This window comes from Candidatus Roizmanbacteria bacterium CG_4_9_14_0_2_um_filter_38_17, from assembly GCA_002788855.1.
Taxonomy (GTDB): domain Bacteria; phylum Patescibacteriota; class Microgenomatia.
Genome location: PFSB01000026.1, coordinates 14,842 through 39,655 on the forward strand (window position 1 = coordinate 14,842; position 24,814 = coordinate 39,655).

Below are 24,814 nucleotides of genomic sequence, written 5' to 3' on the forward strand. Positions count from 1 at the left end.
CCCTAAAAGTTCGTAATGAAATATGAGTAATAAACGTCTTTTGAAATTTCTACTTGCAATATCATTGCTATGTTTGATAGCAATTGTTGTTATCAACCTCTGCACGAGCTTGAGCCAATCACTAAAAGATGGGATAACCGCCGAAATAGTTGGAGGCGGAATTGTTGGAGGGATCGTTGCAGCTGTTTTCTTTTACCTTCAGGAATCTGACGAATATCAAGCAAGCAAAATGAAAGCAAACTCATTTTTTGAGCAAAAACTTCTGTTGGATATTCAAGAGGCTATGGATCGAGGTCCAAGTCTATGGAATCTCAGTGGTGCAAACAAGTTTTATTTTGACGGATCATTGGTCAACCCACTTTATGATATTTACCAGTCAAACTTTGATCAAATAAACAACCATCATGCTTACTTTTCTAAGAATGAGTTGATAAATAAGTTTGATGAGTTTTATAAGACCACCCGAAAAGGATATGTACTTGGCGAGAAAATGGAGAATCTTGTCTATCAAAATGTCAGAAGCGACCACCACAAAAGAGGACTTATTTCAGCTAATGATCCCGCTACCAGCTCATACATCAGAGGGAAGCTCTTTGCTGACATGTCAGATGAAGAACTATGCAAGTATCTTGAATGGCAAAGCGTCCCAGAAAGAGCCATAGAATTATATAAAACATTTGAAAAAAGCAAGGACGTCATAAATCTTATTTCAGAAATAAAGGAAATCAGGGAGACTTTGATTACCCAGATAGAAGAAATCAAAGAGTTGCGAAAGAATAGTTTTAAGGCATGACATTCCAAGTCTGAAATGTCTTGCTAACTCGCTCAAAATAGCTTGTGAAGTTGTTCCTGAGGTGTTCAGAGATTTCCCTAAGAGTACTTCGGGATCTTCGACAGTCCTCCACCGGTCACACACGTAAATGGTGGCTGACCCTATTTTCTCTATTTCCTTTTTCCCATTTGCGTTTGGATCCCCTTAAATGCTACAGTTGATACATGGTTGGGACAGTGGTGGGGTCAAATTTTAGTGTGAAGAAAACATTGGCAGCAAATTTTATTGCTGGTATTGGGTGGGGAGTGGGGGCAACTATCGGACTAGCTTTTTTCTTGAGTCTTGTTACCTGGATATTTGCACAGCTTGGAGGTATTCCAGTTATAGGTCGATGGTTTGTTGAAGGAATCAATGTAACAAATAATGCGAGAGAACTAAAAGATGCTAATTCCAGGCTTGACAGATAGCAGTATAATTTTGTCATGAATTCACAAAAAAAAGGTACATTATGGGCGATGCGGCATACTGGTGAACATCTTCTGCACCAGTCGGTAAAAGAGCTATTCCCAGAGATCAAGCTGGCGATGGGGCCGGCAACCCCAGAGGGCTTCTATTTTGATTTTGATCCTGGTAAGGTAAAAATTACCCCAGAAGACTTTCCAAAGATAGAGAGTAGAATGGAAGAGCTTAAGAAACTAGATCTGCCTATGATTAGAGAAGAAATTTCCGTAAAAGAGGCACGAGAACTGTTTAAGGGCAATCCATATAAACAAGAATGGATTGATGGAATTGAGGAAAGACAAGAAAAAGTGACCACCTACCGGACTGGGAAAGAAGGAGATAAAAATTCCATGGTGGATTTGTGCGCTGGTCCTCACGCAAAGACTACTGGAGAGGTTGGACCTTTTAAACTTCTATCAATAGCCGGAGCCTATTGGAGAGGTGATGAGAAAAACAAGATGTTAACCCGAATCTATGGCACGGCTTTTCCAACACAAAAAGAGCTGGATAAATATATCTGGCGAGAGGAGGAAGCTAAAAAAAGAGATCACAGAAAAATAGGTAGGGAAATGGAGCTTTTTACAATAAGAGATGAAGTTGGGCCTGGTTTAGCCATCTGGCTTCCTAAGGGAAATATCATACGGGAAGAGCTTGAGGCCTGGGCCAAAAAAACAGAAAAAGCATGGGGATATAAGAGTGTGGCAACTCCGCATATTACAAAAGCCAACCTTTATTACACATCTGGTCATTTACCATATTATAAAGACGATATGTTTCCTCCGATGGTATTGGACGAAAGCAAAGAAGAGTACTACCTTAAGCCTATGAACTGTCCTCATCATCACATGGTGTATAGCGACAGACCAAAGAGCTATAGAGACTTACCGCTTCGAATAGCAGAGTTTGGCTATTGTTACCGCTATGAGGCTTCTGGTGAACTGTTTGGACTAATGAGAGTTAGAGGTTTTGAGCAAAATGATGCTCATATATATTGTACAAAAGACCAGGCTGTTGAGGAATTTGTAAAAGTAATGAAACTACATGAATATTATTATAAGGCTCTAGGGATAAAGGACTACTATTTGGAATTGGCGCTTCGCGACCCAGCTAATAAGACTAAGTATCATGGTAATGAAGCGATGTGGAAAGAAGCAGAAAGCCTAATGCGAGAAGCTGTAGCTCAAGTAGATATTCCTATGGTAGAGGAAGATGGGAGTGCGGCCTTTTATGGTCCAAAAATAGATTTTGTTGTTAAGTCATCTATTGGACGTGAATTTGCAACCTCAACAAACCAGATTGATCTATTTATGGGAGATAGGTTTAAATTAAAATATACTGATGATAAAGGCATTGAACAGACACCGGTTATTATTCATCGGGCTCCACTGGGCTCCCATGAGCGATTTATAGGCTTTTTAATTGAGCATTTTGCTGGAGCTTTCCCTGTCTGGCTACATCCAGTCCAGGTCATGATCATACCAATTAGTGCTAAACAACTAGATTATGCTAAGGGTGTTGAAGAGAAATTAATCTCGCTTATACCAGAACTAAGAGTGGAGCTAGATAACAGCGATGAAACCTTAGGCAACAAGATTAGAAAAGCGCAAACTCAAAAAGCACCCTACATGCTCATTGTGGGAGACAAAGAGGTCGAAAATAACAGCGTAAGTCTAAGGCTCAGAGACGGAAAAGATGGGGGAGTAATAAAAGTAGAAGAATTTGCAGATAAAGTGAGCAAGATCATATTAAATAAGGATCTTGAATTAGGATTTAATTAAGTGTGTTGCAATTGGCCTCACATCTTACTATAATTACTAGATAGCTTTAAGCTTAAATTTGAAATTGGCAAGAAATAGACAAAATTTTGTTGAGGGTAAGTATTACCAAACAAACGAAGAAATACGTGCACCACAGCTTAGGGTTGTACATCCTAGTGAAGGACAACTTGGTATTTTAAGTCTGGAAGATGCGTTGGCAAAAGCCAAAGAGCTAGAGCTTGATTTAGTTGAGGTTGCTCCAGGTGCTAACCCACCTGTAGCAAAACTTATAGACTTTGCTAAGTTTAAGTACGAGGAGTCGAAAAAGAAGAAAAATAGTAAGGCTTCGACGCCAACTACTAAGCAATTGAGAATGCGTCCTTTTATGGAGCAGCATGATTTTGATGTAAAATTAAAAAAGATTAGTAAGTTTTTGAGTTCAGGAGATAGAGTAAGAATACAGGTTCGTTTTTTTGGTAGAGAGATAACCAAAAAACAGTTTGGGTTTAATTTAATTAGTAGGGTAATGGAAGAATTGGGAGATAAAGCTAAATTAAATAGTGAACCAAAGATTAAGGGTAAAGTATTAGAGGCATTAATTTTGCCAAAATAAAATGAAAAAACAGAAAACTAAACAAAAGACAAAAAAAGCAGCAGTAAAACGTTTTAAGTTAACCAAAACTGGTAAGTTGCTGCGCCGCAGACAAAATGCTGGTCATCTGAAGACCGGCAAATCAAAGAGCCAAAAAAGAAGAGCTAAAACCTCTACTACTTTAATGGGTAGATTTAAAAGTAAGATTATAAGATTAATAACCGCCTAATATGGTAAGAATAAAAAGAGGAGTCGTATCCAAACGTAAACATAATAAGGTCTTAAAGGCTGTTAAAGGCTTTCGATTAAGTCGCTCAAAACTCATAAAACGTGCACGTGAGGCATTGGTTCGTAGTTTTGAACATGCTTTTCAGGGTCGCAAGGAAAGAAAAAGAGATTTTAGACAGCTCTGGATTACAAGAATTTCAGAAGCAGCAAAAAGAGAAGGAATAAGTTATAGTAAGCTTATAAACCTACTTAAACAGAACAAGATTGAGCTTGATCGTAAAGTACTAGCAGATTTAGTAGTTAACGATCCAGACACCTTTAAACAGATAGTAGCTAAGGTAGCTTTAGTAGGTTCCTAGTTAAATGGATATACTTGAAATAAAGCAGCAAGCAGAACTAGAGCTTGCAAAGATAACCTCTGGTTCACAACTAGAATTATTTCGTGTTAAATACCTTGGAAAACAAGGACTTGTTACTAATCTTCTAAGAAAAATTCCCAAACTAGATATTTTAGAGAGAGGCAAATTTGGAGTGGCGGTTAACGAGTTAAAACAAACTGTTGAAGATGCTGTCAGTAAACATATAAAAATACTAGCTACTATTAAATCTAGTCCAGTAGATTTAAGTGTCAAGACAGAGCAACCCAGGGGAACACTCCATCCAGTTACACAAGCAATTGAGCAGATTACAGATATTTTTTCCCGGATTGGATTCAACAGGGTGGCTTATCCAGAGGTCGACTGGGATTGGTATGCATTTGAGAGCCTTAATATGCCAAAAGGTCACCCAGCGCGAGATGAATGGGAGACATTTTTTGTAGACCATCCGCAGCACTCTAAACTGGGAAAACTCGTGCTTACTCCCCATACCTCAAACGGTCAGGTAAGAGAAATGCAGAGGTTAAAAAAACCACCAATGAGGATGATTAATATTGCTCGCTGCTATCGTAGACAACAAGACTTAACCCATACATTTATGTTTCACCAGTTTGAGGGATTGGTAATAGATACAGACATTAACTTGAGTCATCTTAAGGGGACTTTTGAGTACTTTGCAAAAGAATTCTACGGACCAGATACCAAAATTCGTTTTAGGCCTTTCCATTTTCAGTTTACGGAGCCATCGATGGAGGTCGATTTTAGCTGCGTACATTGTAAGGGTAAAGGCTGTAAATTCTGTAAATCTGGTTGGCATGAAGTGGGAGGGTCTGGGATGATACATCCTAATGTTTTACGAGCTGGAGGAATAGATCCAGACAAATATACTGGTTATGCATTTGGGTGGGGAGTTGAGCGGACCTTATCATTAAGACCAGATGTGCAGATTGACGATATTCGCAAATATTATAACAATGATATTCGCTTTTTAAAGCAATTTTAACAATATGAATGTATTAATCTCAGATAGCTGGTTAAGGGAATATGTAGAAACTAAGGCAACAGCCAATCAGATTGCTGATGCTTTATCCTTGCATGGCGCTAGTGTTGAAAGCATTACCAAGAAGGGTAATGACTACGTCTATGACATCGAGATAACTACCAACAGAATTGACATGGTCTCCATAATTGGTATGGCAAGAGAAGTAGCTGCTTGCCTAAAGCGTGAGGGTTTTAAGGCAACATTTAGACCACTTAATATTAAAAAGCTAGATAAAGTATCCAAAGAATTAGAGGTTGAAATACAAAATGATTCTAAATTATGTAAAAGAGTGCTAGCTGTAGCTTTAGATAATGTTTCCACACATGAGTCACCTAAGTTTATTAAGGATAGATTGGAAGCGTCAGGTGTAAGATCTCTCAACTTACTTATAGATATTACTAATTACATCATGCTTGAAATAGGGCATCCAACTCACGTCTTTGATCTAGACAGAATCAAGGAAGGCAAGATGATAATTCGTGAATCTAGAAAAGGCGAGCAGATTACATCGCTTGAGCATAAAACATATGGGCTGACTGGGGGAGATATAATTATTGAAAATGGAAAAGGAACAATCATTGATCTTCCAGGAATTATAGGCACTAGTAATAGCGTTGTTATAGATGACACCAAGAGAATTCTACTGTTCCTGGAGAATAATGACCAGTTTAAGATGCGCAAATCTTCCATGGAGCTAGATATACATACCATGGCATCGAGCATTAATGAGAAAGGGCCAGACCCTGAATTAGGGTATGTAGCGCTTTTGAGAGGAATTGAGCTATACATAAAATATGCTGGAGCAACACAGATAAGCAAAATTTATGATAATTACCTGCAACCCGCTAAAGCCAAACAGCTAATGCTAAAACATAGCGATCTAGAAAGAATAGCTGGAATAGAACTAAAATGTCCGGAGGTAGTGGAGATATTACAGGATCTAGGTTTTAAAACAGCTGAGAAAACAGGAGAATATAGTGTAATAGTTCCTACCTGGAGACTACAGGATGTAACCATAAAGGAGGACTTAATTGAGGAAATTGTGCGGATGTATGGATATCACAACATTCCATCAATAATTCCGCCGCTTAGAGAACCATCTGACCAACCAGATCTAGATAGATTTTACTGGGAAAGAAAGATTAAGCAGGTACTTTCGCAAAACGGTATGCATGAAGTATATACATACTCCTTAGTACCAGAAACACTTGTTGTAGACTCTTCTCGTGCCTTAAAGATCATCAATCCATTAACAGAGGCCACAGCATTTCTACGCACCAGTCTTATTCCTTCTCTAATTAATGTTGTCAGAGACAATACAAAATACCAAGACAAACTATCTGTGTTTGAGATTGCTAATACCTATATAACCAAAGATAAAGATATCCCCACACAAGAACCGCAACTAGGAATTGTATCCAACGCTCATAACATTACTCAGCTTAAAGAGATGGTCGAGAAGCTGTTTCAGGAACTAGGAATTGAGTATGAGCTAGAGCAAAAGAGCAAAAAGGATCTAAAGGTAGTGTTTACTGTGGGAGGAATAAAAGTTGGAACTGTATATGAGTTTGAAGAGCTTGTGGCAGCTGAGATCGAGCTAAGTTTGTTAAAAGGACACGAAAGGAGATATAAATCGTATGTGCCAATTTCTACATATCCAGTTTTGATAGAAGATATGACCTTCACCTTTCCAGAGAAAACATTGCTTGGTCCTGTGATAAAAGAGATATATCAACAGAGTAAACTAGTAAGTACCGTAGAATTAGTTGGAACTTATGAACAAAATGCAACTTTTAAGATTAGTTATTTGGATAGAGAAAAATCATTAACTTCAGTTGATATTGAGCCAATCAGAAAAAAAATTGACATGGTATTGTCCTCAAACTACTCAGCCAAATTAGTTGCTAAATTAAACACACACTATAAACACACACTAAGTGTGTGTTTAAGGTGTTCAAATAAGGTGCTTAATTTTACTCAATTCTCTCTGATGTTCTGCTCTGTCTAGTGTGAAATCTATCAATTCGCTCTGGGTACTAAAGTTTGACAGTAATCGCTCTTTTGTGATAAATCTGCGTTTAGATAAATTAATATAGTCGCTGAACGAGCACCAGGGGTAATTACGTAGTTCATTTGGTTTTTTAACTAAATAAGAAGTTAGTGGGTTGATATGAATATACCTTGCTACGTGAATAAATTGCTCGTTAGTTTCTATAATAGTTCCTTTAAATGGATTTTGATAAAGTGAACCAGTTCTTTTGCTTTTTATATTAAGGTATTTTGCGTGGCTATTTTGCAGATGCCTAATGAAACTACTTATGCCATTGTTGATATTTTGCCTTACTAATAAATGATAATGATTAGGCATAAGGCAAAATGCATACATGCTAATTCTAGTTCTATTTGAGTCATATAGTGAATCAAGCTCTTTTGTTCTAGATTTATCGGTTAGTCGTAAATAATTGGATAATCTATGTGGAGCGTTATCAAACATATAATACTCCATCGTATCTATGAATAGATTATGTTCGTGATTATTCCTAAAGATGATCTGATTTGCTACACTTCGATTGTAGACATGGTAATACTGCCCTGTAATTAGTGGAGTCTTTCGAAAAGTCATCTATAGACATAATAAACAGTTTCTTTGCTGTAATGCAATACGCAGCATACTAAACACACACTAAGTGTGTGTTTAGTATGTTTATTATTATTTGCTAGGAGACGAGATATTTGTTATAAATTGTTGTATGAAATACAAAGGTTTTACGCTTATTGAGCTCCTGGTTGTGATCTCAATTATTGGATTATTGGCCGCAGCAGGTCTTGCAACCTATACCAGCACAATGAATAGAGCAAGATATGCAAAAGCGAAATCTGAGCTTGATGAGCTAAGAAAAGCGATGATAATGTATAGGCTGGATGTTGGAGAGCTACCTCCGCCTGGTGATAATTGTTCCGCTTGCTCTAATCCACCAAATTCAACCTGGACACTGGCAATTACTTCTTTAATTAATGCTGGTTATCTCTCAGAGAGAATAGATCGGGATCCATGGGAAAATTACTATGGATACGATGATAATGACTGTAATAGTAATCCAGGTGTAAGTTATATATTTACGGCTGGCGCAGATAAAGTAAGCTGGACGGCTGATGATTATCGGATAGATGTTACCAATGGATGTGCATATTAATCACACCTTTATGATGTGATGTGTTAAAGAGTGGGGATGGGGGATTGGGAAGGAGTTGGAGTACTTGTTGGATTACTATCCCAGGGAACTTGTACTCCGATTTTTCGCTCGGATTCGGCTGAATTTCCTTTATCGTTTTCCGCGCGGACCTTTATAGTATAAGCTCCCTGTGATAGGTCTAATTCAATGTCTACTTTATCTGAATTTGCAGTATGTTTACTGGTTCCATCAATAAATACCTCGATCTTTTTAATGGAAGAGCCGGAGACAGCCTGGGCCCGAATATGGATTTTTGTCTCGTCATATTGTTTGTGATCCTCCGGATCTTTAAAGCTGATCACAACAGAGGATTCGTCAGTTGAAGTCGTTTCGGTGGGTGGGTGGTATTTGGAATCTTCTACAGATTCTAGCCACTTATTAATACCAGCTTGCCATCTGTTTATTGTATCTGTGCCAAAAGGGTCCTTTTCCTGTAAAACAATAAAGTCTTTTTCATCGTATTCTCCTTTGGCAATTTCAATACTATTAGCCAGTTTATTTGAGTCTGAACGAGAGACTTTTAGTTTTTGGTAGATCGGCGACACATCACTTGGTTCTGTTCCTTTGACAAAATATTCAAGTCTGGTTGGTTGCCCACCAACTGGTTTTCCACCCGCAAATTTATCTATCTGTATCTGGACTATATTATCCGGAAGATCACCAAAACCACTTGAGCGCGTTGCTAAAGCTGAGCGCATAATACGACTCCAGATTGGGGCGGCCCCTGTAACACCAGAAGCAACAGATTTCATGGGGGAATTATTATTATTGCCAACCCAGACGCCGACTACAATATCTTTAGTGTAGCCAATGGTCCAGTTATCACGAAAATCATTGGTGGTACCAGTTTTAACGGCTACTTTGTGACCAGGAATATTTAGGTAACTATTGGGACCAAAAACTAGTGACCTGGCCTCGTTATCTGAAAGAATATCTGAGATTATATAGGCAACTCCTGGCTCTAACACTTCTTTGCCGCGACTTTGTTTGTGCTCAAAAATTGTTTTACCGTTAGAATTCTCGATCTTAAGAATAGATATAGGCTCGTGACGAACTCCAGAAGCTCCAAACACTCCAAAGGCCGATGTCATATCTATTAAGCGCACTTCGCCCCCTCCAAGAGTTATAGATAGCCCAAATCGGTTAATATTGCTGCGTGTTGGCTCTAATGTTGTAAAGCCCATCTTAAACGCAATTTCCATCATATCCTCAACGCCCACTAGAGCTAAGGTTTTAACTGCCATGGTGTTTATAGAATTGGCTAATCCGTAGCGTAACTGTAGTGGCCCACGATACTTACCATCATAGTTTTCAGGTATATATTCAGGATTTTCTTCGCCACCGGGAAACTCAGTTAATGCGTCAACAAGAACAGTGTCAGCTGCATAGCCCTTAGATAGGGCTGTAGCATAGGTAAATGGTTTAATTGCTGAACCGGGCTGCCTTAAGCCCTGCACAGCAACATTGAACTTGCCCTCAAATGCTTCCTCTTCATCTCCAGTTTCACTATAGTCCTTAGATCCCACCATAGCTAATACTTCTCCTGTTTGAGGATCAATTGCCACTACTGCACCATTTGTTACATTAAAGTTGGTAACTTTAGCTATCTCCTCCAGTACTATTTTTTCTACATCTTCCTGAAGATCTAGATCTAAAGTGGTGGTTACTCTCAAGCCACCTTGCTCAACCTCTGATTCGCCGTATTGATCTACTAACAGCTGTTTTACATACATTACGAAATGAGCCGCTGTTATCTGGGCACTATTTCCGGAGAAGATTACTTTATCTAGTTGAGATAGAGCAACCTTTTCTTCATCTTTAGATATGTACTTATCTTCGCGCATGCGCCGGAGAACATTTTGAGTTCGACTAATGTATGCGGTAGGATTAGGCCCATAAGGAGAATAACGGGTAGGGGATTGTGGTAGGCCGGCAAGTATGGCAGATTCTACCAAGTTAAGCTCTGATACGTCTTTATCAAAGTATGTCTCAGCCGCAGTTTTAGTTCCCCAGGCTGTGCCTCCATAAGGAATGTTGTTTAGATACATCTCAAGAATCTCATCTTTGGTATATTTCCGCTCAATCTGGATTGAAAGAATGAGCTCTTTAACTTTACGAGGTAAAGATTTTTCTGTAGTTAGCAGGGCATTTTTTACTAATTGCTGGGTTAGCGTAGACCCACCTTGAACCTTACCTAGGAATATACTATGAAAAGCTCCTCGCATCATACCTGAAATTGAAAAACCTGAGTGTTTGTAAAAATCTTGATCCTCAATTGCGATAGTTGCTTGTTTGAGATATTCAGGGACTTCATCTAGCTTTAAGGGGACAAGATTTTGTTCAGCGTATATATCATACAGGGGCTCGCCGTCACGTGAGTAGATGATGGTAGAAAGGCCATCAAACTGGCGCACTTTGTCTGGTCTTGGTAAGTCTTTTGAGTACCAGGCAAATAACCCAACGACTACAAGAAACCCTAAGACTATGAGTACAACTAATGCTACAGATAAATTGGCAACCAACTTATCTTTTCTGAATCTAATAGCGCCAAAATTTAGACGAGATCTGCGACGCGACCTTCTTTTCTGACTATAGTCGTAAGCTTTTCTCATTATATACACTTTTTAGTTTATCATAGATGTGTAATTAGCTTATGGAATAATTTTGTGGCTTCAAATCCTAAATAACGCTCTAATAAGAGCTGGGAGGGGAGAGCTGGGTCATCTTTTCTGATTGAAGCATACTGAAAAGTAATGCTAAGAGTTAATTTTTTATTCTGGATTGATTCAGAAGAAAGGCCAGCATAAGAGTCTAAAAACTGTGCGTAGCGCTGATTTAGCTCTTCGAGCTTGAATACTTTCCAAAGAATACTACGCACTTCTACTGCTGTCTGAAAAGTGCTTTTAATATCTAGGATAGATATTAAAATTTCACCCGGAAGACTATATTTTTTGCTAAATTTCTGAATGATTGGGCTTGGATTGTATGGGGTAATATATACGCTATTTTGAAGCATCGCTGCGTTATGTTTTAGAAGAAGTCTCTGGAACATTACACGCTTAGAGTTGGCTTTGGTAGGAATATCGTAGTTAATAAGATAAAGTTTACCTTTCCATGGTTTAGGTTCTACTTCAAGCTGTAGCTTAGTCCGGGCTTTTGTTTTTCCAAGTTTGGTAATAGTAATAGTCCTGTCAGCTGAATTATCTACAAGGCCTTGTTGGATAAGAGAATAGAGAGCGCGGCGTATTTGGGTTTTAGCAAATTTGGTAAGAAGATAGTCTGCTTGGTTAAAATCACACATTCCAGGAATGTGCATCACATTCCTGGAATGTACAAGCTTGTTAATATACAAAAAGTACAGAAGAACATTGGATACTCCGTCTGTAGTACCAAATGTAAGCTCGCGAATTTTGTCTTTTTGCTTAGAGTTGGTTGGCATGGTTCTATTATTACATAGATCTGTTTCATGTGAAACTGGTTTATATAATTATTATTTCTGATATACTATCAAGATATGGACAAAATAGATGAGCTTTTAACTAGAGGAGTAGACACCATCTACCCATCTAAGGAGGAGCTTGAGAAAGTCTTAAGATCTGGTAAAAAAATACGAATATATCAGGGTTTTGATCCAACTGGTACACAGCTACACATTGGGCATGCTGTGGCACTAATGAAGTTGAGAAATTTCCAGGAATTGGGCCACAAAGTAATATTTTTAATTGGTGATTTTACTGCGATGATTGGTGACCCATCTGGAAAAATAAAAGGTGCACGTAAAATGATAAGCCGGGAGGAAGTGTTAAAAAATGCTGAAACATACGAGACACAGGCATCTAGAATATTAAGATTTAGCGGTAAAAACAAGGTTAAGGTTAAATTTAATAGTCAGTGGCTTGGAAAGATGTCAGCAATAGAATTTCTAAGAATGTCAGATTATCTTACTTTTGCGCAAATTATTAAGCGTGATTTATTTAGAAAAAGAGAGCAAGAAGGTCAAGATATATATGCAAATGAATTTATGTATCCAATATTACAAGGGTATGACTCGGTAGCAATGGATGTTGATGCAGAAATTGGAGGTACAGATCAGATGTTTAACATGCTTGTTGGTCGTGATTTACTAAAGAGAATGAAGAAAAAAGAAAAGTTTGTAATTACGGTTCCGTTACTCACTGATACCCAAGGCAATAAGATCGGCAAATCGGAGGGAAATGTGATCGGAATTACAGATACACCCGAGGATCTGTATGGCAAGATAATGAGCCTGCCAGACTCTGCAATTATTCCCTGTTTTGAATTAATAACTAATCTCACAATGACTGAAGTTGAGAAGATAAAAAATGAACTCAAGACTGATTCTGCCAATCCAATGGAATATAAAAAGCGCCTAGCTCGTCAGATAGTAGAGCAATATAACAATGCTGACGCAGCTACAGCTGCCCAGAGATTTTTTGAAGCTAAATATCAGGAGGGAAACAAAAACGAAGCAGCAGAGGAAATTTCAATTAAAAAACCTATGGGATTGGTTGCTCTAATTAGTAAGCTAGATGATAATCGCTCGAGTAGTGACATTAAAAGATTGATAAAGCAAGGTGGTATAAAAATTAATGGAAAAAAGAATGTCGATATGGCATATAGCTATGAACCCAAAGATGATGATATAATAGAGATAGGTAAGCATAGGGTATTTAGGGTAAAGAGCAAATAGCATGGACTATATTCGTAAACATCGTCGCGTTTTTCAGGTGGTGTTTGTGATAGCAACCCTAGCATTACTTATAACATCATTTGCCCCATTGTTTATCTTAGGATTTTAAAATGGCAGTACCAAAACAACGCACATCAACCCAAAGAAAGGGTAAAAGAAGAGCAGGTCAACCAGGTGTTAAAGCAACACAGTTGGTGAAGTGTAAGAACTGTGATGAGCTAAAAACACCGCATACAATTTGTAAGAGCTGTGGAACCTATCGCGGACGAGAGTATAAGTAACGGTGAAAACAGAAAAAGACCCCAGACATATTCAGAGGAGAAGAATTGTGCAGGACCTGTTTGCTTATAGTTTTAAGAAACAGAGATTGCTAGATACAAAGTCTAAAGATATAATTGCGCAGCTATCTGAAATAGATATAAATATATCCAAAGCAGCACCAGCATGGCCAATCAATAAGATTTCTAAAATAGATCTAGCTATACTTAGACTAGCAGTCTATGAACTATTACTGGAAAAGTCCGCGCCATCAAAGGTTATAATTGACGAAGCTATTGAACTGGCTAAGGAATTTGGCGGTGACTCGTCACCAGCTTTCGTGAACGGAGTTTTAGGTAAGATAATAACTATAAATGAAAACACTAATAACTAAGCTTGGGGTAGATTTTCAGAATGAAGAGCTTTTGGATAAGGCGTTAACGCATCGTTCCTACCTAAATGAGTCTGACGCACTAGAATCTAATGAGCGAATGGAGTTTTTAGGAGATGCGGTTTTAGAGCTAGTTGTCTCTGAATACCTCTTTATTAACTATCCTGCTGAACATGAAGGTATACTGACCAACTACCGCTCCGCATTAGTGAAAACCGAGAGCTTAGCTGAGACTGCTCGCAAATTAGATCTGGGCGATAAACTAAAGATGAGCAAAGGTGAAGAACAAAATGGCGGTAGAGATAACACGTCGCTTTTAGCAAATACTTTTGAAGCTGTTATTGGAGCAATTTACCTTGATCAAGGAGTACCTGCTGTGAAAAAGGTACTGCATATATATCTATTACCTGAACTAGACGAGATTATCCGCTCAAAAGCATATATAGACTTTAAGAGCAAACTACAGGCAATAGTCCAAGAACGACTGAAAGTTACACCTACTTATAAGGTAACAAAAGAGAAAGGCCCTGATCATGAAAAACACTTTTACGTTACCTGCAATGCAGGTAAACGAGTATTGGGCAAAGGAGAGGGGAAGAGTAAGCAGGGTGCTGAGCAAGCCTCCGCAGAGGCAGCGCTAAATTTATGGTAGAATATCCATTATGGCAGTTAAGATAAGATTAGCGCGATTTGGTAAAAAAAATAACCCCCATTATAGGGTGGCGGTGGCTGATTCCAGAAATAAACGGGATGGCAAAGTGATTGAGTATATTGGCACTTATGATCCATCTAATAAGAAAGATGGCTTTAAGGTTAACATAGAGAAATTTGAGTACTGGGTTTTACAAGGAGCACAAGCCTCAGATACGGTGTCTAATCTTGTAAAGAAAGCAAAATGAAACAATTAACTCAGTACATCTTAGAAAATATAACTAGACATCCAGACGATGTTTCGATACAGGAAGAAAAGGAAGATCAGAAGATTAATCTTTCTGTAAGCTTAAATGAAGAAGATGTTCCAAAGGTGATAGGTAAAGAAGGAAAAGTTATTCGTTCTATAAGAAACATTGTTAAAACTTCAGCACGCAAAAAAGACCTCTGGGTTAATCTTACAATCGACGCTTAATCTACCAATAGACGCTTAAAGGGAAAAGGGGTTTTCTCGAGCAGTAAATTCCGGAGCAGTATCTTGTGGCTTGGTCCATTGTATTAATTGAATTTCTGCCAATAACTCCTTTTGAGCAACAGATAATTGAGGTAGTTTATCTATAATTGTGCCGATTGATTCAGGAAAAGGTTCAGACACATTAATTAAACTTATACTCTCTGTAAGTACTGCTGAAAGTGATGATTCCTTACTTGTGAAGTCTAAATTTAGCGAATCAATAGAAAGTACTCTTCCAGAATCTATTAGATTCTTATTAAAATTAAATAGTTCTTCTCTAGTTCCTTTAATATCAAGATCAAGAGGTAGCTCGCCTGAGCCACCAAGCTCGCTCTGAGCAACTTGAAAATCACCAAGAGACACATTGGTCTCTTGGGCGCGGGCACTAAAATATCCCATAATCTCGAATACCTCATTTTCAGCTGGTAGGAACTGTTGAGACCTCTCGATAGCATCGCGTAGATCATTTTGATCAAGAGTAGTTAAAATAGCCAGCTTATTCTCCAGAATGCTGACCTGTTCTTCATTTTGGGAAATTTTGCTCCAGCTATCCTTAATGGCTATGGCATTTGGGTAAACAAATATGGCAAAAATCGCCAATATAACTATAATAACTGTGACAAGTAGCATCACAATGCCATATGCCTTGAGATCATCTAAACTAAATTCCTGCTTATTTTTTTGTTCCATTTGTATAACTCACAGTTAATTTAAGAATATGATTACCATTGTCATCAATGTCTGTGCTATCCGCGATGATCTTGGAATCTACCTCGAGGTTTGCTACAACCTTGTTTAAAGCCTGTAAAACAAGCTTAACATCTTTTGCGCGTCCAGTATTAATGCCAAATTGAAATTGGCCTTCCGAAATACTTAAGTCTGTTACCTCACCATAAGGTGAAAGAGCAGTGTGTAATATTTCAGGTAACTGCGTAATAAAACCTTGCTTCTGTCGATACTTAAGAATTGTTTCAAGTCTGGATGTGAGAGTTAGGTATAGTCCCTCTGTCTGTTTTAGGACTTCAATCTCTGTGCTTAGCTCAACAATTTTAGCTTCCTGTTTTTCTACAGAAACTACTATGGTCTTTTTAAGAACAAGCATGGTGCCAAGCGTTACAATCAAAAGAGCAGTAAGCACGATGAGCACCATAAATATGCGCCTCTGGAGACCGTCCAGCTGGGGCTTATTCTTTTTCTTTTTTTGTAAATTTACTGTCTGAGATGGCATTTTTTTTATTAAATCATGGCTAGACCTACTGCTGCTGTAAATGCAGATGCCGATGCTGATGGAGCATCTACGCCTTTGGTGAAGCTTAACCCGGCAAAAGGATCTCCTCGCTGTACTTCAACGCCAAATTGCTCAGCTATTAGCTTTACAATTCCAGGCATCAATGCTCCTTCACCAGTTAAAAAGACAAGTTTGACTTGATGATTTGGATACTGATCGTGGAAATATATAAAGCCGTTATTTAACTCGCGCACAAACTGATCTATAAGTGGTTTTATGGCATTGTACACTTTTCCATCTAGCTGGCTAGGATCTACTCCATATGTAACCTTATACCTATCAGCTTGCTGGGGATTTAGATTAAATTCCTGACTTATTGCACGAGTAATCGCGCGCCCTCCAGTACTAATGGAGTTGGTAAAAAGAATATTAGAATTAGTAAAGAAGGCAAAGTCTGAAGAATACTCACCAAGCTCAATAACCGCAGATACATAGTCATCTGGTGTATTTCTAGATAAAGCACGAATTGAACTTAAAATTCGAGTTTCAACGTGTTGAGGATTTAATCCCGCTGCTTTTATTAATTCGTTATACTTGTCTATCAAGTTCAGAGGCGCAGCTGAAATTAAAACCCGCATTGAGTTATTAGCCGAGTCTTTATTGAGAATATTATAGCCAAAACTAACATCCTCTAAAGGCAAGGGGACGTACTGCTCAGCTTGCCATTTCATAGCTGAATCCATCTCTTTTTGAGATAAAAGTGGCGTCGTTATTACCTGAGTAAAGGCCTGCGACTCGGGTAGGGCAGTGTTAATGTTTTTACTACTCACTCGAACTTCTTTAAGAAGCTGTTTAATACGACTTGCAGTTTCTTTAATATCATCCTTAGAATCTATTACTGGTTGGGAAATAGGGGAGGAAATCGCTCCATATGTAATAACCTTCCAGCTTTTTTTTACTGATTCCAGTTCCACAACTCGGATATATTTAGCGTCTATGTCTATACCTATTGATCTTCCCATGGCTATTTTGTGAGTGCCTCTTCTGAATAGATTACAGTGTCAAAAATTTCTGGTGGCGCTGGAAATGAAATGAACTGAATTAGTTTAGTCTGCTGACCACCATCAGTAGTCCCCAGTGATATATGCTCCTCGCCCTGAAGCGGAAGACTATCATCAACGGGAGCTATTCCTAGTCTGGTAGTTCCACTATTTTCAACAATTGGTCTTAGTTTAAGCATTAATGGAACATAAGTTCCTGAAGTATTATATTGTGTAAGAGGATTTGACTTCATTGTAGTTAAATTTACAGTTGTTCTGTGAGTAAATGAGTCTGAGCCACAAGCCACAACTCCTGAAGCAAGCTGAGGAATATTTATGGCTCCTTCAACAAGCGTGCTGCCCGAGGGATTATATACTTCACGAGCCAAGTAATATGTTCCGGCGTTGTTTTTGTAGTAAAACGTTACTTCAAAAGCTGACAGCTCGCCGCCATCTTCTCCCCAGCATAATTCAATAGTACTACCAAAATACTTATCTGTAGCGCTTTGAGTTCTATAGTCATTGAGCCAAACGGTAATTGGCTGATTACTATACAGTTCTCCTGGAAATATATAAGAAGATGTGGTTCCACCTACCTCAACTATATCTACATTGTACTTAGCATCTCTACCACCTGATCCAACTGTGCCAGTGGGTAATGGGCCAAAGATTCCCAACTGCTGCGCGGCAGCTTCTAATCCTGCTTCTGCCGCTGAAAAAGCACGTGAGCTTTCCTCAATTTCAGTAGCTATATTACTATCGTCTGTGGTACGGGAAGCAAGAGATAGTCCTAGAGTTAGCCCAATAGCAGACACCAATAACACCACAATAAGTACTTGGCCTTTTTCTTTAATTGCAGGGCAGTGCTTCATGTCTATAAGTATAATGAAAAATAAGGTGAACTGTCAACTAGAATTAATGTAACCATTCACGATTTGACAAAGGGTTCAAAGCCAAGCTCTATACTTTATCTGTCATCCCCAACCCGCTTCGACCGCGAAGCGAGGCGAGCTTGATTGGGGGATCCATCTTTCTGGATTCCCGCCTGCGCGGGAATGACAAGAAAAAGTCAGGGATGACAAGAGGTAAATCCAGGAATGTCAACGTAGTACATTCCAGGAATGGGTTTTATGTTAAATTGGGATTTTAGCTTTCATGCTATCATCTACTTATGAAAACAAAGCAAATCTATTATACAGAGCCGTACAGGAAAACATTAACTTGTAATGTTATTGACGTTAAGATGGGAGACAATCTCACAGATGTAGTTCTTGATCAAACTATTTTTTATCCAGAGGGAGGAGGACAGCCATCAGACAAAGGCTTATTAGGTGAGGCAAAAGTAGTATATGTACGTCTTATAGACGGAGAGATAGTACATCAAATAAAAGGTCGTATAGAAAAAGATCAGAAGGTTCAAGCTAATATAAATTGGGACAGAAGATATAAATATATGAAACGCCACACAGCCGGACATGTGCTTCACGATGTACTAATGACAATGACCAATAAAATAATCCCAATACGCGGAGGGCATGGAAATAAGGCATTTTTAGAATATCAAGGAGTGGTTAACTCAGATATTAAGTCCGAATTAGAAGCAGAAATAAATAGAGTTATACAACAAGACTTATCAGTAATAACAAGCGAAACAACACAGGAAGAGCTAATAAGAGATTGTAAATTTGTTCTTCTGAATTTGCCAAAAAGTAAAAAATTGCGAATGATCAAAATAGGGGAATTTCCTCCAATGCCAGACGGTGGGATACACGTCAAGTCTACCAAAGAGATTGGACAGATCTGGATTTCTAGTATTTCAGCACAAGAAAACAAGACAACTATTCGTTACGGTGTTACATCTAACCCGGAGAAATAAAAAAAATCCCGAGGTGTCAACCTAACCCACTCCAGGAGTGGGTTACTAGGATTAATAATTGCGAAGGGTGACAGTTGAAGAAAAGTCTAGTGTTGAACTTGTTTGTATATCCTGCAGAGAGTAGTTGACAACTACTCTTGGAGGAGATCCTGGGGTCTGATTGCAGGTAAAACTGCAGCTTATCATGCTTATGTTACCCGCTACTATAGTACTTTCAACCCCATCAACGCTCACTTTAATAGTTGAACTGTCACAGGAGATAGTCACTGGAACTGTAGCTCCAGATGAAGCGGGAACACTGGGGTCGCGACTACTAAAACTAATGCTGGTTGCTGTAATGGGAGGATTACAATTGGATGGGTCGGTTATCTTTCGGGCGTTTCTTAATCTTTTGGAGATATTCAGCATTGCATTGTCTCCAGATTGTCTTAATTCGATTAATGATTGAGTAGTTTGCGCACCCTTAAGATTTGCAAAAAAGATACGTGAGATAGCTACAGATAGCCCACCAAGAATGGCAACTACAACTACAAGTTCGATGAGTGTAAATGCTTTATTTCTCATAAATTAACGATAAATGGCCTCTCCTGGCTGACTTAATGCCATCTCTAATATTACACTATCCGACTTTCCACCAAACGCCCAGTTGACTGTTACCTCAATATTGGCCACAGTACCGTTTATAGCACAGACTGCGTCACTGCTATATGGATTTTCATCATTAACCATTGCCGCCCAGGTGCGAGCCTGACTACTACATCCTGTTGTAAAATCTGTCCAGTTTAATTGATCTCGCTTAGAACGGATATTTTCTAACCCTTGCTGGGCAATGGTAGTTGCACGTGTACGTAGGCGAGATTTTTGAACTGTAGCTAAACTCGCAACTGAAAGAGAAACCAGGGTTACTAGGATTAGAGCGAGCATGCCTGTAACGAGGACAAGTTCAATAAGAGCCTGACCGTTTTGTCTAGTATGGTTCTTCATTAATAAGGACAAGCTGCAGCTGTCAACTCTATACCTCCACCAGTTGTGACAGATACTATTGCATTTTTTATGCTGCTATCTTGTGCATGAGCAATACAAATTGTGTAATTGTTATTACTATTACCATATGGAGAGAGAAAGGTAAGATCAAAATTAGTTGAGAGCTCTATGCGACTATCAAATTCATAGCTTTTTTGTAGCGTTTCAACTCCATCTGAGCATATTGCGGATACCGTATAAGTATTAGTTGATGCAACCCCATTAACACGATAGCCAACTAGAGAGTCACTAGCACCACAGGTCGCGGATGGTTTGTAACCAGTATTAGCGTCGCTTTGGGCTTTTCTGAGTATGGAAACAAAATCTTTGCCCTGTTCTTGAACAACCTGCTTTTTAATAAAAGCGCCGTAGTTAGCTAACCCCTGCCATGTCAGAATGGACATAATTCCTATTACAATTATTAGCTCAATAAGAGTGAAACCTGTGAGCTTCATGGGTTTTGTACTCCGTAACAAACATCGTCTGTGGTAAAGTCAGGGTCACACTCATCTGCTTCCCAGTTTGGTAGATTTTGACATTCACTACCACCATTAGAAGATGCATCTTCCATGATTGCTGTGAGAATATATCCTTGTCCGCTAGAGTTTGAGCGGTAATTATATCTGTATTTTGTCGGTTCTATGCAGGGTTCAATTTCTGATCCTGAATTTCGAGAATCAACTGGTATCTGGCTTGCAAAGTCTGGGACAAGATCAAGCGCGGCTACCCAGTCCGCAACCACTCCCGAACCTTCCCAGCTGCTTACTGGATATGTCCCATTATCGGATCTATAAAGCTCCAGAGCTTGTCTTATCACCTCAAGATCAACCATGCGACGGGAGTCCCTGGCTTTTTTGCCATAACTGGTGTAAGTGGCAAGACCAACACTAGACAATATAGCTATTATAGAAATAACCACCATTAATTCTATTAATGTAAATCCCTTTTTCATAGCTACTTATTACTGGCGATTATTACGCACGTAGTCGGTTGCTGATCCCTCAAGATCTGCTGATACAGTAAATGAGTCAGTTGCAAGAGTTATTGTGTAAACGTATGTACCAGAATTTGTTGGGTCTACTGGAATTCCTCCAGCAAACATTGCTGTACAAAGAGCAGTTGGATACGCAAATTTAGTACTACTACAAGTAGTATTGTCATATGCTAACTCAAGAGCGTCAGCGATTGCAATTATATCTGCTTGGCGTTTGGCGTCTCTAGCTCGCTTTTGTGATTGAGTATAAGTTGCCAGACCAGCTGCTGCTAATAATCCAATAATTGAGATTACGACCAATAATTCTATTAATGTAAATCCTTTTTGTCTTTTCATAATCTCACCCCCTTACCCACACACCCGGTGTGTGGATGATTTTAGAAAAATATATTCCAGATATAGTCTGAGTAATAAAGACTAATAACTGTTCCTAAGATAAGAAACGGGCCAAATGGAATAATCTGGCCAAACTTTTTTTTCTTACTTAATAATAGTATGACGCTTATAAAAGCCCCTGTCAAGAAAGCAATATAAAGAGCGACTATAGTTCCCGGGTGTCCTAAGAGAATCCCCAGAAATAATCCATACATGACATCACCCCAGCCCATACCTTTCCCGCGACTAATTACAATAAGCATAACAAAAAATACCGCTGCCAATACTGCTGAGATTATATGAGTTATAAGCTGAGATGGTTCATATACTAATAGAGCAATAGCCGACACGCCTAAGAGGGGATACATTAGTTTATCTGGTAAAAGATAATATTTAAGATCTGTCATAAATAGAGCTATTAGAAGAGAAAAAAGAATTATTGTGAAAGAAACTGAGTAGATAGGGAAGTAGTAACTAAGCACAAAGACAAGTCCTGTGATTGCTTCAATTACTGGGTATTGAATAGATATGGGAGCTTTGCAGTATCTGCATTTTGCTCCCAGAAGTACCCAAGAGAGAATAGGTATAAGGTCATACCAGGAAAGCGTATGCTTACAGCGATCACAGTGGGATCTGTCAATGAATAGAGGTAAACCCGCAGGAATACGGTCTATAAGGACATTTAAAAAACTGCCAATTGCAGTTCCTAGTAAAAATAAGATTATTAACATAATTTTATTGTAGCATTATTGCGAACGAAGTTTATAGATCTCAAAAGCTATCTCACCACTTTTCAATCTTATGTTATCTACTAATTTCCACTTTTTCCAGTCTATATTAGCTCGCGACCTTTCGGAAATAGAGACGAATACTAAGCTGTTTTCCATATCTATCTGTGATCCATCGTGCAATTTTAGTTTTTCCTTTTTTGGAATACCTGATATTTCGAGAAAGTAAAACTTATCAAAACGCTCAATGGTCAACCAACCAATTTGGTCTTTATCCTTGTATGCAAATAAGTCTTTGTTATTCTGGTATTTTTCTGGATCCCATCCCAGATAAAATAAAATAAACTCGTGTGGTGAGCCATACTCAGTGGAAATAATAAATTTATCATAACTATCATAATTTTGTTTTACATAATCTGCTACCTGTTTATATGGGTACTGCCAGTTTTGAGAGCAACATTTTGGATAGATCATAAAATACGTATACATATAACTTGCGGAAAGACTGGTTGTTATTGCTAAATATAAGAACCCTACTAAATAACCCGTTTTAAAATTACTTGTAAGACCGTGTAGGTTAATAATATTTACGAGCTTACTGCTGTTTCTAGATAGGTAAACGACTGTCGCTAATAAAAAGGCGGTTATAAATAACATCTGTCGTGGAGTAACTACATGGCTTGCAACCATAGCGATAACAAATAGGAAGTAGTAAATAGTATATTTTATTATGCCCGTTGATACTTTTTTTTGTGAACTAGAGATTTTTATTAGATTAAGTTGATGTGAGACCTCCACAACTCCATATGCCACTGTCATCAATAGAATAGGCAGCATGGTTGTAGCTCTCATCATATGGGGAGAATCATTCGTTAGGCTTGATGGAATAACCGCTAATATAATCCAGCCAATTATTAACCACGAATACTGCTTACTCTTATAATGCATAAAAAGGTAGAATAATCCGAAATATAAAAAAATATAATCAAGGTAGTAGATTAGCCCGTATACTGGGAAAACTAGATGATTTTGAGCAACTATACCAGTTAATAAAAACCCCACTGAAAAATGCTGGAACATTTTTTTGATAACTGCTCCGCCAATATACGCATATTGTAAAAATCCATAATCTCCAATTGATTCCACTGATTCAGCGCCCAGATGACCTTGTTGCTTTAATCGAACAAACATCTCGCCTGAGTTAATCTCTGGGATAAGAGGGAGGAAAAAAATTAGACCAACTAATATTGTACAAGTAACGGATATTTTGTTTTCTATTGCCTTCTTTAATACCTTTTTTCGGTATATATAAAAGAATAGAATTAGAAATAATGGGATAAATCCTCTTTCGGAGTTATATGTCCAGATAGACAATCCAAAAAACATAGCAGAAATAATCCAGTTATTAGTTACCTTAAGTCCGCGCAGTAAAAAGTAAGCCCCAGCTGTGTGAAAAAAAAGCGCAAGATTTGCCTCAAAGGCTGCTCTGGATATAAACATCGTCCAGGGCTCTAGAACTACTAGTCCTGCGCTTAGTAAGGATATATAGTTTCTAAACCGAGACCCTATAAATATCTCTTTTGCAAGTAAATACGTAAATAACACCAATAGAATACCCGCAATAATAGAAGGCAACCTCACCGCTAGGCTGGTTAATCCTAAGGTATGAATAAATGGCAGTAGTAGATAAATATATCCGGGAAGCTTATTTTCACCAAAAGCCTTAAAAAGTAATGGAAGTTTTTGACCCCACTCATCATTCCCGGTTTGTAAAATTGAGTAAGCGTTGTATCCATGTGACACCTCGTCCCAGTTTAACGATGGGGGATTACTTGAAACATGATAAGTTCTGGATACTAAAACTAGAGCTGTGATAATAATGAAGCTTATATTTTTCTTTGTGAACATAAGAGCATCTCAAGAATCACGGGATTCTCGAGATTTAATGAAATAACTACACTAGTTTACCTCATTTAATTACTCTGGTACACATACGTGTGTAGATCCTGATGCTCCACTGGCAGTCTTAGATGCTTGTGATTGGAATGTCTCTGATTCAGGTACGAAACAGATGTGCACCAAATCATCAGTATCTTTGCTTATAGCAAGCGCGTTTGTTCCAGAAGACATAACAATGCCCCTGCTAAAGAACTCTGGTTTGAGCTCTTTACTTGTGGTGGTTAGTGCAGTTTTTAGATCTGCATCTGTCATTGTAGTTGGTACTGTACCTGTTCCACATGTCTTTGTAGCAACTACATAATCCCAGGGATAACATAGGAAAGTTGCTTGAAATCTCTCAATAGCATTGAGCATTTCTGATGCTGCTGTTTTACGTGAAGTATCATTAGCTTTTCTTGTTTGCTCAACTGGATTAATTGCTGAAATTAATGCTACTGCCAAAACACCGATAAGAGCAATAACTATAAGCAATTCGATTAATGTAAAACCTTTTTTAATTATATTCATAAATATTCACCTCCTTTATTTCAGATTACTTAAGGCAAGACCTTCCATTTCATGAAA

Annotated in this window: 31 protein-coding genes; 16 read left to right on the forward strand and 15 right to left on the reverse strand. The window is 38.4% G+C overall.

Annotated elements, in window-relative coordinates; genetic code table 11:
- Nucleotides 1-22 precede the first annotated feature (22 nt).
- The 8 genes from CO050_05650 to CO050_05685 all read left to right on the forward strand — a co-directional run bounded on the left by CO050_05650 (nt 23) and on the right by CO050_05685 (nt 7,277).
- Nucleotides 23-793, forward strand: coding sequence for a hypothetical protein (locus CO050_05650; protein PJC30568.1), 771 nt, complete (start codon nt 23-25; stop codon nt 791-793).
- Nucleotides 794-996: 203 nt separating this feature from the next.
- Nucleotides 997-1,239, forward strand: a complete 243-nt coding sequence (locus CO050_05655) for a hypothetical protein (GenBank protein PJC30569.1) — start codon at nt 997-999, stop codon at nt 1,237-1,239.
- A gap of 15 nt (nt 1,240-1,254) precedes the next feature.
- The gene (locus CO050_05660) at nt 1,255-3,051 is read left to right on the forward strand and encodes a threonine--tRNA ligase (protein PJC30570.1); all 1,797 of its coding nucleotides are present in this window, start codon (nt 1,255-1,257) and stop codon (nt 3,049-3,051) included.
- Nucleotides 3,052-3,091: 40 nt separating this feature from the next.
- A complete protein-coding gene (locus tag CO050_05665; protein ID PJC30571.1) occupies nt 3,092-3,643 on the forward strand; it encodes a translation initiation factor IF-3 in 552 nt (183 codons plus the stop codon).
- A 1-nt stretch (nt 3,644) separates the two neighbouring features.
- On the forward strand, nt 3,645-3,851 hold the full coding sequence (locus CO050_05670; GenBank protein PJC30572.1) for a 50S ribosomal protein L35: 207 nt from the start codon (nt 3,645-3,647) through the stop codon (nt 3,849-3,851).
- Between the two features lies 1 nt (nt 3,852).
- On the forward strand, nt 3,853-4,209 hold the full coding sequence (locus CO050_05675) for a 50S ribosomal protein L20 (GenBank protein PJC30573.1): 357 nt from the start codon (nt 3,853-3,855) through the stop codon (nt 4,207-4,209).
- Between the two features lie 4 nt (nt 4,210-4,213).
- Nucleotides 4,214-5,230: a phenylalanine--tRNA ligase subunit alpha gene (locus CO050_05680; GenBank protein PJC30574.1), complete on the forward strand. Its 1,017-nt coding sequence runs from the start codon at nt 4,214-4,216 to the stop codon at nt 5,228-5,230.
- A gap of 4 nt (nt 5,231-5,234) precedes the next feature.
- Entirely contained in the window at nt 5,235-7,277 is a 2,043-nt protein-coding gene (locus tag CO050_05685) for a hypothetical protein (protein ID PJC30575.1), read from the forward strand.
- On the opposite strand, the gene CO050_05690 is transcribed toward CO050_05685, so the two are convergent.
- On the reverse strand, nt 7,224-7,892 hold the full coding sequence (locus tag CO050_05690; protein ID PJC30576.1) for a hypothetical protein: 669 nt from the start codon (nt 7,890-7,892) through the stop codon (nt 7,224-7,226). The genes CO050_05685 and CO050_05690 overlap by 54 nt on opposite strands.
- A gap of 127 nt (nt 7,893-8,019) precedes the next feature.
- Here CO050_05690 and CO050_05695 point away from each other — a divergent pair, with 127 nt between their 5' ends.
- Nucleotides 8,020-8,463, forward strand: coding sequence for a hypothetical protein (locus CO050_05695; GenBank protein ID PJC30634.1), 444 nt, complete (start codon nt 8,020-8,022; stop codon nt 8,461-8,463).
- A 23-nt stretch (nt 8,464-8,486) separates the two neighbouring features.
- Here the strand turns inward: CO050_05695 and CO050_05700 are convergent, their stop codons facing one another.
- A complete protein-coding gene (locus CO050_05700) occupies nt 8,487-11,114 on the reverse strand; it encodes a penicillin-binding protein (GenBank protein ID PJC30577.1) in 2,628 nt (875 codons plus the stop codon).
- Between the two features lie 20 nt (nt 11,115-11,134).
- Nucleotides 11,135-11,941, reverse strand: a complete 807-nt coding sequence (gene cas2, locus CO050_05705) for a CRISPR-associated endonuclease Cas2 (protein ID PJC30578.1) — start codon at nt 11,939-11,941, stop codon at nt 11,135-11,137.
- A 75-nt stretch (nt 11,942-12,016) separates the two neighbouring features.
- Between cas2 and CO050_05710 the strand changes: the two genes are divergently transcribed.
- From CO050_05710 to CO050_05735, 6 genes are all read left to right on the forward strand, one after another.
- Nucleotides 12,017-13,213: a tyrosine--tRNA ligase gene (locus CO050_05710; protein ID PJC30579.1), complete on the forward strand. Its 1,197-nt coding sequence runs from the start codon at nt 12,017-12,019 to the stop codon at nt 13,211-13,213.
- Nucleotides 13,214-13,323: 110 nt separating this feature from the next.
- Nucleotides 13,324-13,494: a 50S ribosomal protein L32 gene (locus tag CO050_05715; GenBank protein ID PJC30580.1), complete on the forward strand. Its 171-nt coding sequence runs from the start codon at nt 13,324-13,326 to the stop codon at nt 13,492-13,494.
- Nucleotides 13,495-13,496: 2 nt separating this feature from the next.
- Nucleotides 13,497-13,865 carry a transcription antitermination factor NusB gene (gene nusB / locus CO050_05720; protein ID PJC30581.1) on the forward strand — a complete coding sequence of 123 codons (369 nt, stop codon included), beginning with the start codon at nt 13,497-13,499 and terminating at the stop codon, nt 13,863-13,865.
- Entirely contained in the window at nt 13,846-14,514 is a 669-nt protein-coding gene (gene rnc / locus CO050_05725; protein PJC30582.1) for a ribonuclease III, read from the forward strand. The genes nusB and rnc overlap by 20 nt, the downstream gene beginning before the upstream one ends.
- 10 nt (nt 14,515-14,524) lie before the next feature.
- Nucleotides 14,525-14,761, forward strand: a complete 237-nt coding sequence (locus tag CO050_05730) for a 30S ribosomal protein S16 (protein ID PJC30583.1) — start codon at nt 14,525-14,527, stop codon at nt 14,759-14,761.
- A complete protein-coding gene (locus CO050_05735; protein ID PJC30584.1) occupies nt 14,758-14,988 on the forward strand; it encodes an RNA-binding protein in 231 nt (76 codons plus the stop codon). Before CO050_05730 ends, CO050_05735 begins: the two co-directional genes overlap by 4 nt.
- Nucleotides 14,989-15,003: 15 nt before the next feature.
- Here CO050_05735 and CO050_05740 read toward each other — a convergent pair whose 3' ends face one another.
- The 4 genes from CO050_05740 to CO050_05755 are packed head-to-tail and all read right to left on the reverse strand — an operon-like array spanning nt 15,004 to nt 18,167.
- A complete protein-coding gene (locus tag CO050_05740) occupies nt 15,004-15,717 on the reverse strand; it encodes a hypothetical protein (protein PJC30585.1) in 714 nt (237 codons plus the stop codon).
- Nucleotides 15,701-16,255, reverse strand: coding sequence for a hypothetical protein (locus tag CO050_05745; protein PJC30586.1), 555 nt, complete (start codon nt 16,253-16,255; stop codon nt 15,701-15,703). The genes CO050_05740 and CO050_05745 overlap by 17 nt, the downstream gene beginning before the upstream one ends.
- 8 nt (nt 16,256-16,263) lie before the next feature.
- Entirely contained in the window at nt 16,264-17,277 is a 1,014-nt protein-coding gene (locus CO050_05750) for a hypothetical protein (GenBank protein ID PJC30587.1), read from the reverse strand.
- Between the two features lie 2 nt (nt 17,278-17,279).
- Nucleotides 17,280-18,167 (reverse strand): hypothetical protein, encoded by an 888-nt coding sequence (locus CO050_05755; GenBank protein ID PJC30588.1) that lies wholly within the window; start codon nt 18,165-18,167, stop codon nt 17,280-17,282.
- Nucleotides 18,168-18,466: 299 nt separating this feature from the next.
- Between CO050_05755 and CO050_05760 the strand changes: the two genes are divergently transcribed.
- Nucleotides 18,467-19,171 carry a hypothetical protein gene (locus CO050_05760; protein PJC30589.1) on the forward strand — a complete coding sequence of 235 codons (705 nt, stop codon included), beginning with the start codon at nt 18,467-18,469 and terminating at the stop codon, nt 19,169-19,171.
- Between the two features lie 51 nt (nt 19,172-19,222).
- Here the strand turns inward: CO050_05760 and CO050_05765 are convergent, their stop codons facing one another.
- The 8 genes from CO050_05765 to CO050_05800 form a co-directional block, all read right to left on the reverse strand.
- Nucleotides 19,223-19,735 carry a hypothetical protein gene (locus CO050_05765; protein ID PJC30590.1) on the reverse strand — a complete coding sequence of 171 codons (513 nt, stop codon included), beginning with the start codon at nt 19,733-19,735 and terminating at the stop codon, nt 19,223-19,225.
- Between the two features lie 3 nt (nt 19,736-19,738).
- Nucleotides 19,739-20,155 (reverse strand): hypothetical protein, encoded by a 417-nt coding sequence (locus CO050_05770; protein PJC30591.1) that lies wholly within the window; start codon nt 20,153-20,155, stop codon nt 19,739-19,741.
- On the reverse strand, nt 20,155-20,649 hold the full coding sequence (locus CO050_05775) for a hypothetical protein (protein PJC30592.1): 495 nt from the start codon (nt 20,647-20,649) through the stop codon (nt 20,155-20,157). The genes CO050_05770 and CO050_05775 overlap by 1 nt, the downstream gene beginning before the upstream one ends.
- Complete coding sequence (locus CO050_05780; GenBank protein ID PJC30593.1) at nt 20,646-21,146, reverse strand: hypothetical protein; 501 nt, start codon at nt 21,144-21,146, stop codon at nt 20,646-20,648. Before CO050_05780 ends, CO050_05775 begins: the two co-directional genes overlap by 4 nt.
- Nucleotides 21,147-21,155: 9 nt before the next feature.
- A complete protein-coding gene (locus tag CO050_05785; protein ID PJC30594.1) occupies nt 21,156-21,524 on the reverse strand; it encodes a hypothetical protein in 369 nt (122 codons plus the stop codon).
- Nucleotides 21,525-21,565: 41 nt separating this feature from the next.
- A complete protein-coding gene (locus tag CO050_05790) occupies nt 21,566-22,294 on the reverse strand; it encodes a prepilin peptidase (GenBank protein PJC30595.1) in 729 nt (242 codons plus the stop codon).
- A gap of 15 nt (nt 22,295-22,309) precedes the next feature.
- On the reverse strand, nt 22,310-24,199 hold the full coding sequence (locus tag CO050_05795; GenBank protein PJC30596.1) for a hypothetical protein: 1,890 nt from the start codon (nt 24,197-24,199) through the stop codon (nt 22,310-22,312).
- Nucleotides 24,200-24,268: 69 nt separating this feature from the next.
- Nucleotides 24,269-24,757: a hypothetical protein gene (locus CO050_05800; protein ID PJC30597.1), complete on the reverse strand. Its 489-nt coding sequence runs from the start codon at nt 24,755-24,757 to the stop codon at nt 24,269-24,271.
- Nucleotides 24,758-24,814 lie beyond the last annotated feature (57 nt).

Bases quoted from the DNA above. Each gene is read 5' to 3' on its own strand.
- CO050_05650 (PJC30568.1), top strand. From the start codon at position 23: ATGAGTAATAAACGTCTTTTGAAATTTCTACTTGCAATATCATTGCTA.
- CO050_05655 (PJC30569.1), top strand. From the start codon at position 997: ATGGTTGGGACAGTGGTGGGGTCAAATTTTAGTGTGAAGAAAACATTG.
- CO050_05660 (PJC30570.1), top strand. From the start codon at position 1,255: ATGAATTCACAAAAAAAAGGTACATTATGGGCGATGCGGCATACTGGT.
- CO050_05670 (PJC30572.1), top strand. From the start codon at position 3,645: ATGAAAAAACAGAAAACTAAACAAAAGACAAAAAAAGCAGCAGTAAAA.
- CO050_05675 (PJC30573.1), top strand. From the start codon at position 3,853: ATGGTAAGAATAAAAAGAGGAGTCGTATCCAAACGTAAACATAATAAG.
- CO050_05680 (PJC30574.1), top strand. From the start codon at position 4,214: ATGGATATACTTGAAATAAAGCAGCAAGCAGAACTAGAGCTTGCAAAG.
- CO050_05685 (PJC30575.1), top strand. From the start codon at position 5,235: ATGAATGTATTAATCTCAGATAGCTGGTTAAGGGAATATGTAGAAACT.
- CO050_05690 (PJC30576.1), bottom strand. From the start codon at position 7,892: ATGACTTTTCGAAAGACTCCACTAATTACAGGGCAGTATTACCATGTC.
- CO050_05695 (PJC30634.1), top strand. From the start codon at position 8,020: ATGAAATACAAAGGTTTTACGCTTATTGAGCTCCTGGTTGTGATCTCA.
- CO050_05700 (PJC30577.1), bottom strand. From the start codon at position 11,114: ATGAGAAAAGCTTACGACTATAGTCAGAAAAGAAGGTCGCGTCGCAGA.
- cas2 (PJC30578.1), bottom strand. From the start codon at position 11,941: ATGCCAACCAACTCTAAGCAAAAAGACAAAATTCGCGAGCTTACATTT.
- CO050_05710 (PJC30579.1), top strand. From the start codon at position 12,017: ATGGACAAAATAGATGAGCTTTTAACTAGAGGAGTAGACACCATCTAC.
- CO050_05715 (PJC30580.1), top strand. From the start codon at position 13,324: ATGGCAGTACCAAAACAACGCACATCAACCCAAAGAAAGGGTAAAAGA.
- rnc (PJC30582.1), top strand. From the start codon at position 13,846: ATGAAAACACTAATAACTAAGCTTGGGGTAGATTTTCAGAATGAAGAG.
- CO050_05730 (PJC30583.1), top strand. From the start codon at position 14,525: ATGGCAGTTAAGATAAGATTAGCGCGATTTGGTAAAAAAAATAACCCC.
- CO050_05735 (PJC30584.1), top strand. From the start codon at position 14,758: ATGAAACAATTAACTCAGTACATCTTAGAAAATATAACTAGACATCCA.
- CO050_05740 (PJC30585.1), bottom strand. From the start codon at position 15,717: ATGGAACAAAAAAATAAGCAGGAATTTAGTTTAGATGATCTCAAGGCA.
- CO050_05745 (PJC30586.1), bottom strand. From the start codon at position 16,255: ATGCCATCTCAGACAGTAAATTTACAAAAAAAGAAAAAGAATAAGCCC.
- CO050_05750 (PJC30587.1), bottom strand. From the start codon at position 17,277: ATGGGAAGATCAATAGGTATAGACATAGACGCTAAATATATCCGAGTT.
- CO050_05755 (PJC30588.1), bottom strand. From the start codon at position 18,167: ATGAAGCACTGCCCTGCAATTAAAGAAAAAGGCCAAGTACTTATTGTG.
- CO050_05760 (PJC30589.1), top strand. From the start codon at position 18,467: ATGAAAACAAAGCAAATCTATTATACAGAGCCGTACAGGAAAACATTA.
- CO050_05765 (PJC30590.1), bottom strand. From the start codon at position 19,735: ATGAGAAATAAAGCATTTACACTCATCGAACTTGTAGTTGTAGTTGCC.
- CO050_05770 (PJC30591.1), bottom strand. From the start codon at position 20,155: ATGAAGAACCATACTAGACAAAACGGTCAGGCTCTTATTGAACTTGTC.
- CO050_05775 (PJC30592.1), bottom strand. From the start codon at position 20,649: ATGAAGCTCACAGGTTTCACTCTTATTGAGCTAATAATTGTAATAGGA.
- CO050_05780 (PJC30593.1), bottom strand. From the start codon at position 21,146: ATGAAAAAGGGATTTACATTAATAGAATTAATGGTGGTTATTTCTATA.
- CO050_05785 (PJC30594.1), bottom strand. From the start codon at position 21,524: ATGAAAAGACAAAAAGGATTTACATTAATAGAATTATTGGTCGTAATC.
- CO050_05790 (PJC30595.1), bottom strand. From the start codon at position 22,294: ATGTTAATAATCTTATTTTTACTAGGAACTGCAATTGGCAGTTTTTTA.
- CO050_05795 (PJC30596.1), bottom strand. From the start codon at position 24,199: ATGTTCACAAAGAAAAATATAAGCTTCATTATTATCACAGCTCTAGTT.
- CO050_05800 (PJC30597.1), bottom strand. From the start codon at position 24,757: ATGAATATAATTAAAAAAGGTTTTACATTAATCGAATTGCTTATAGTT.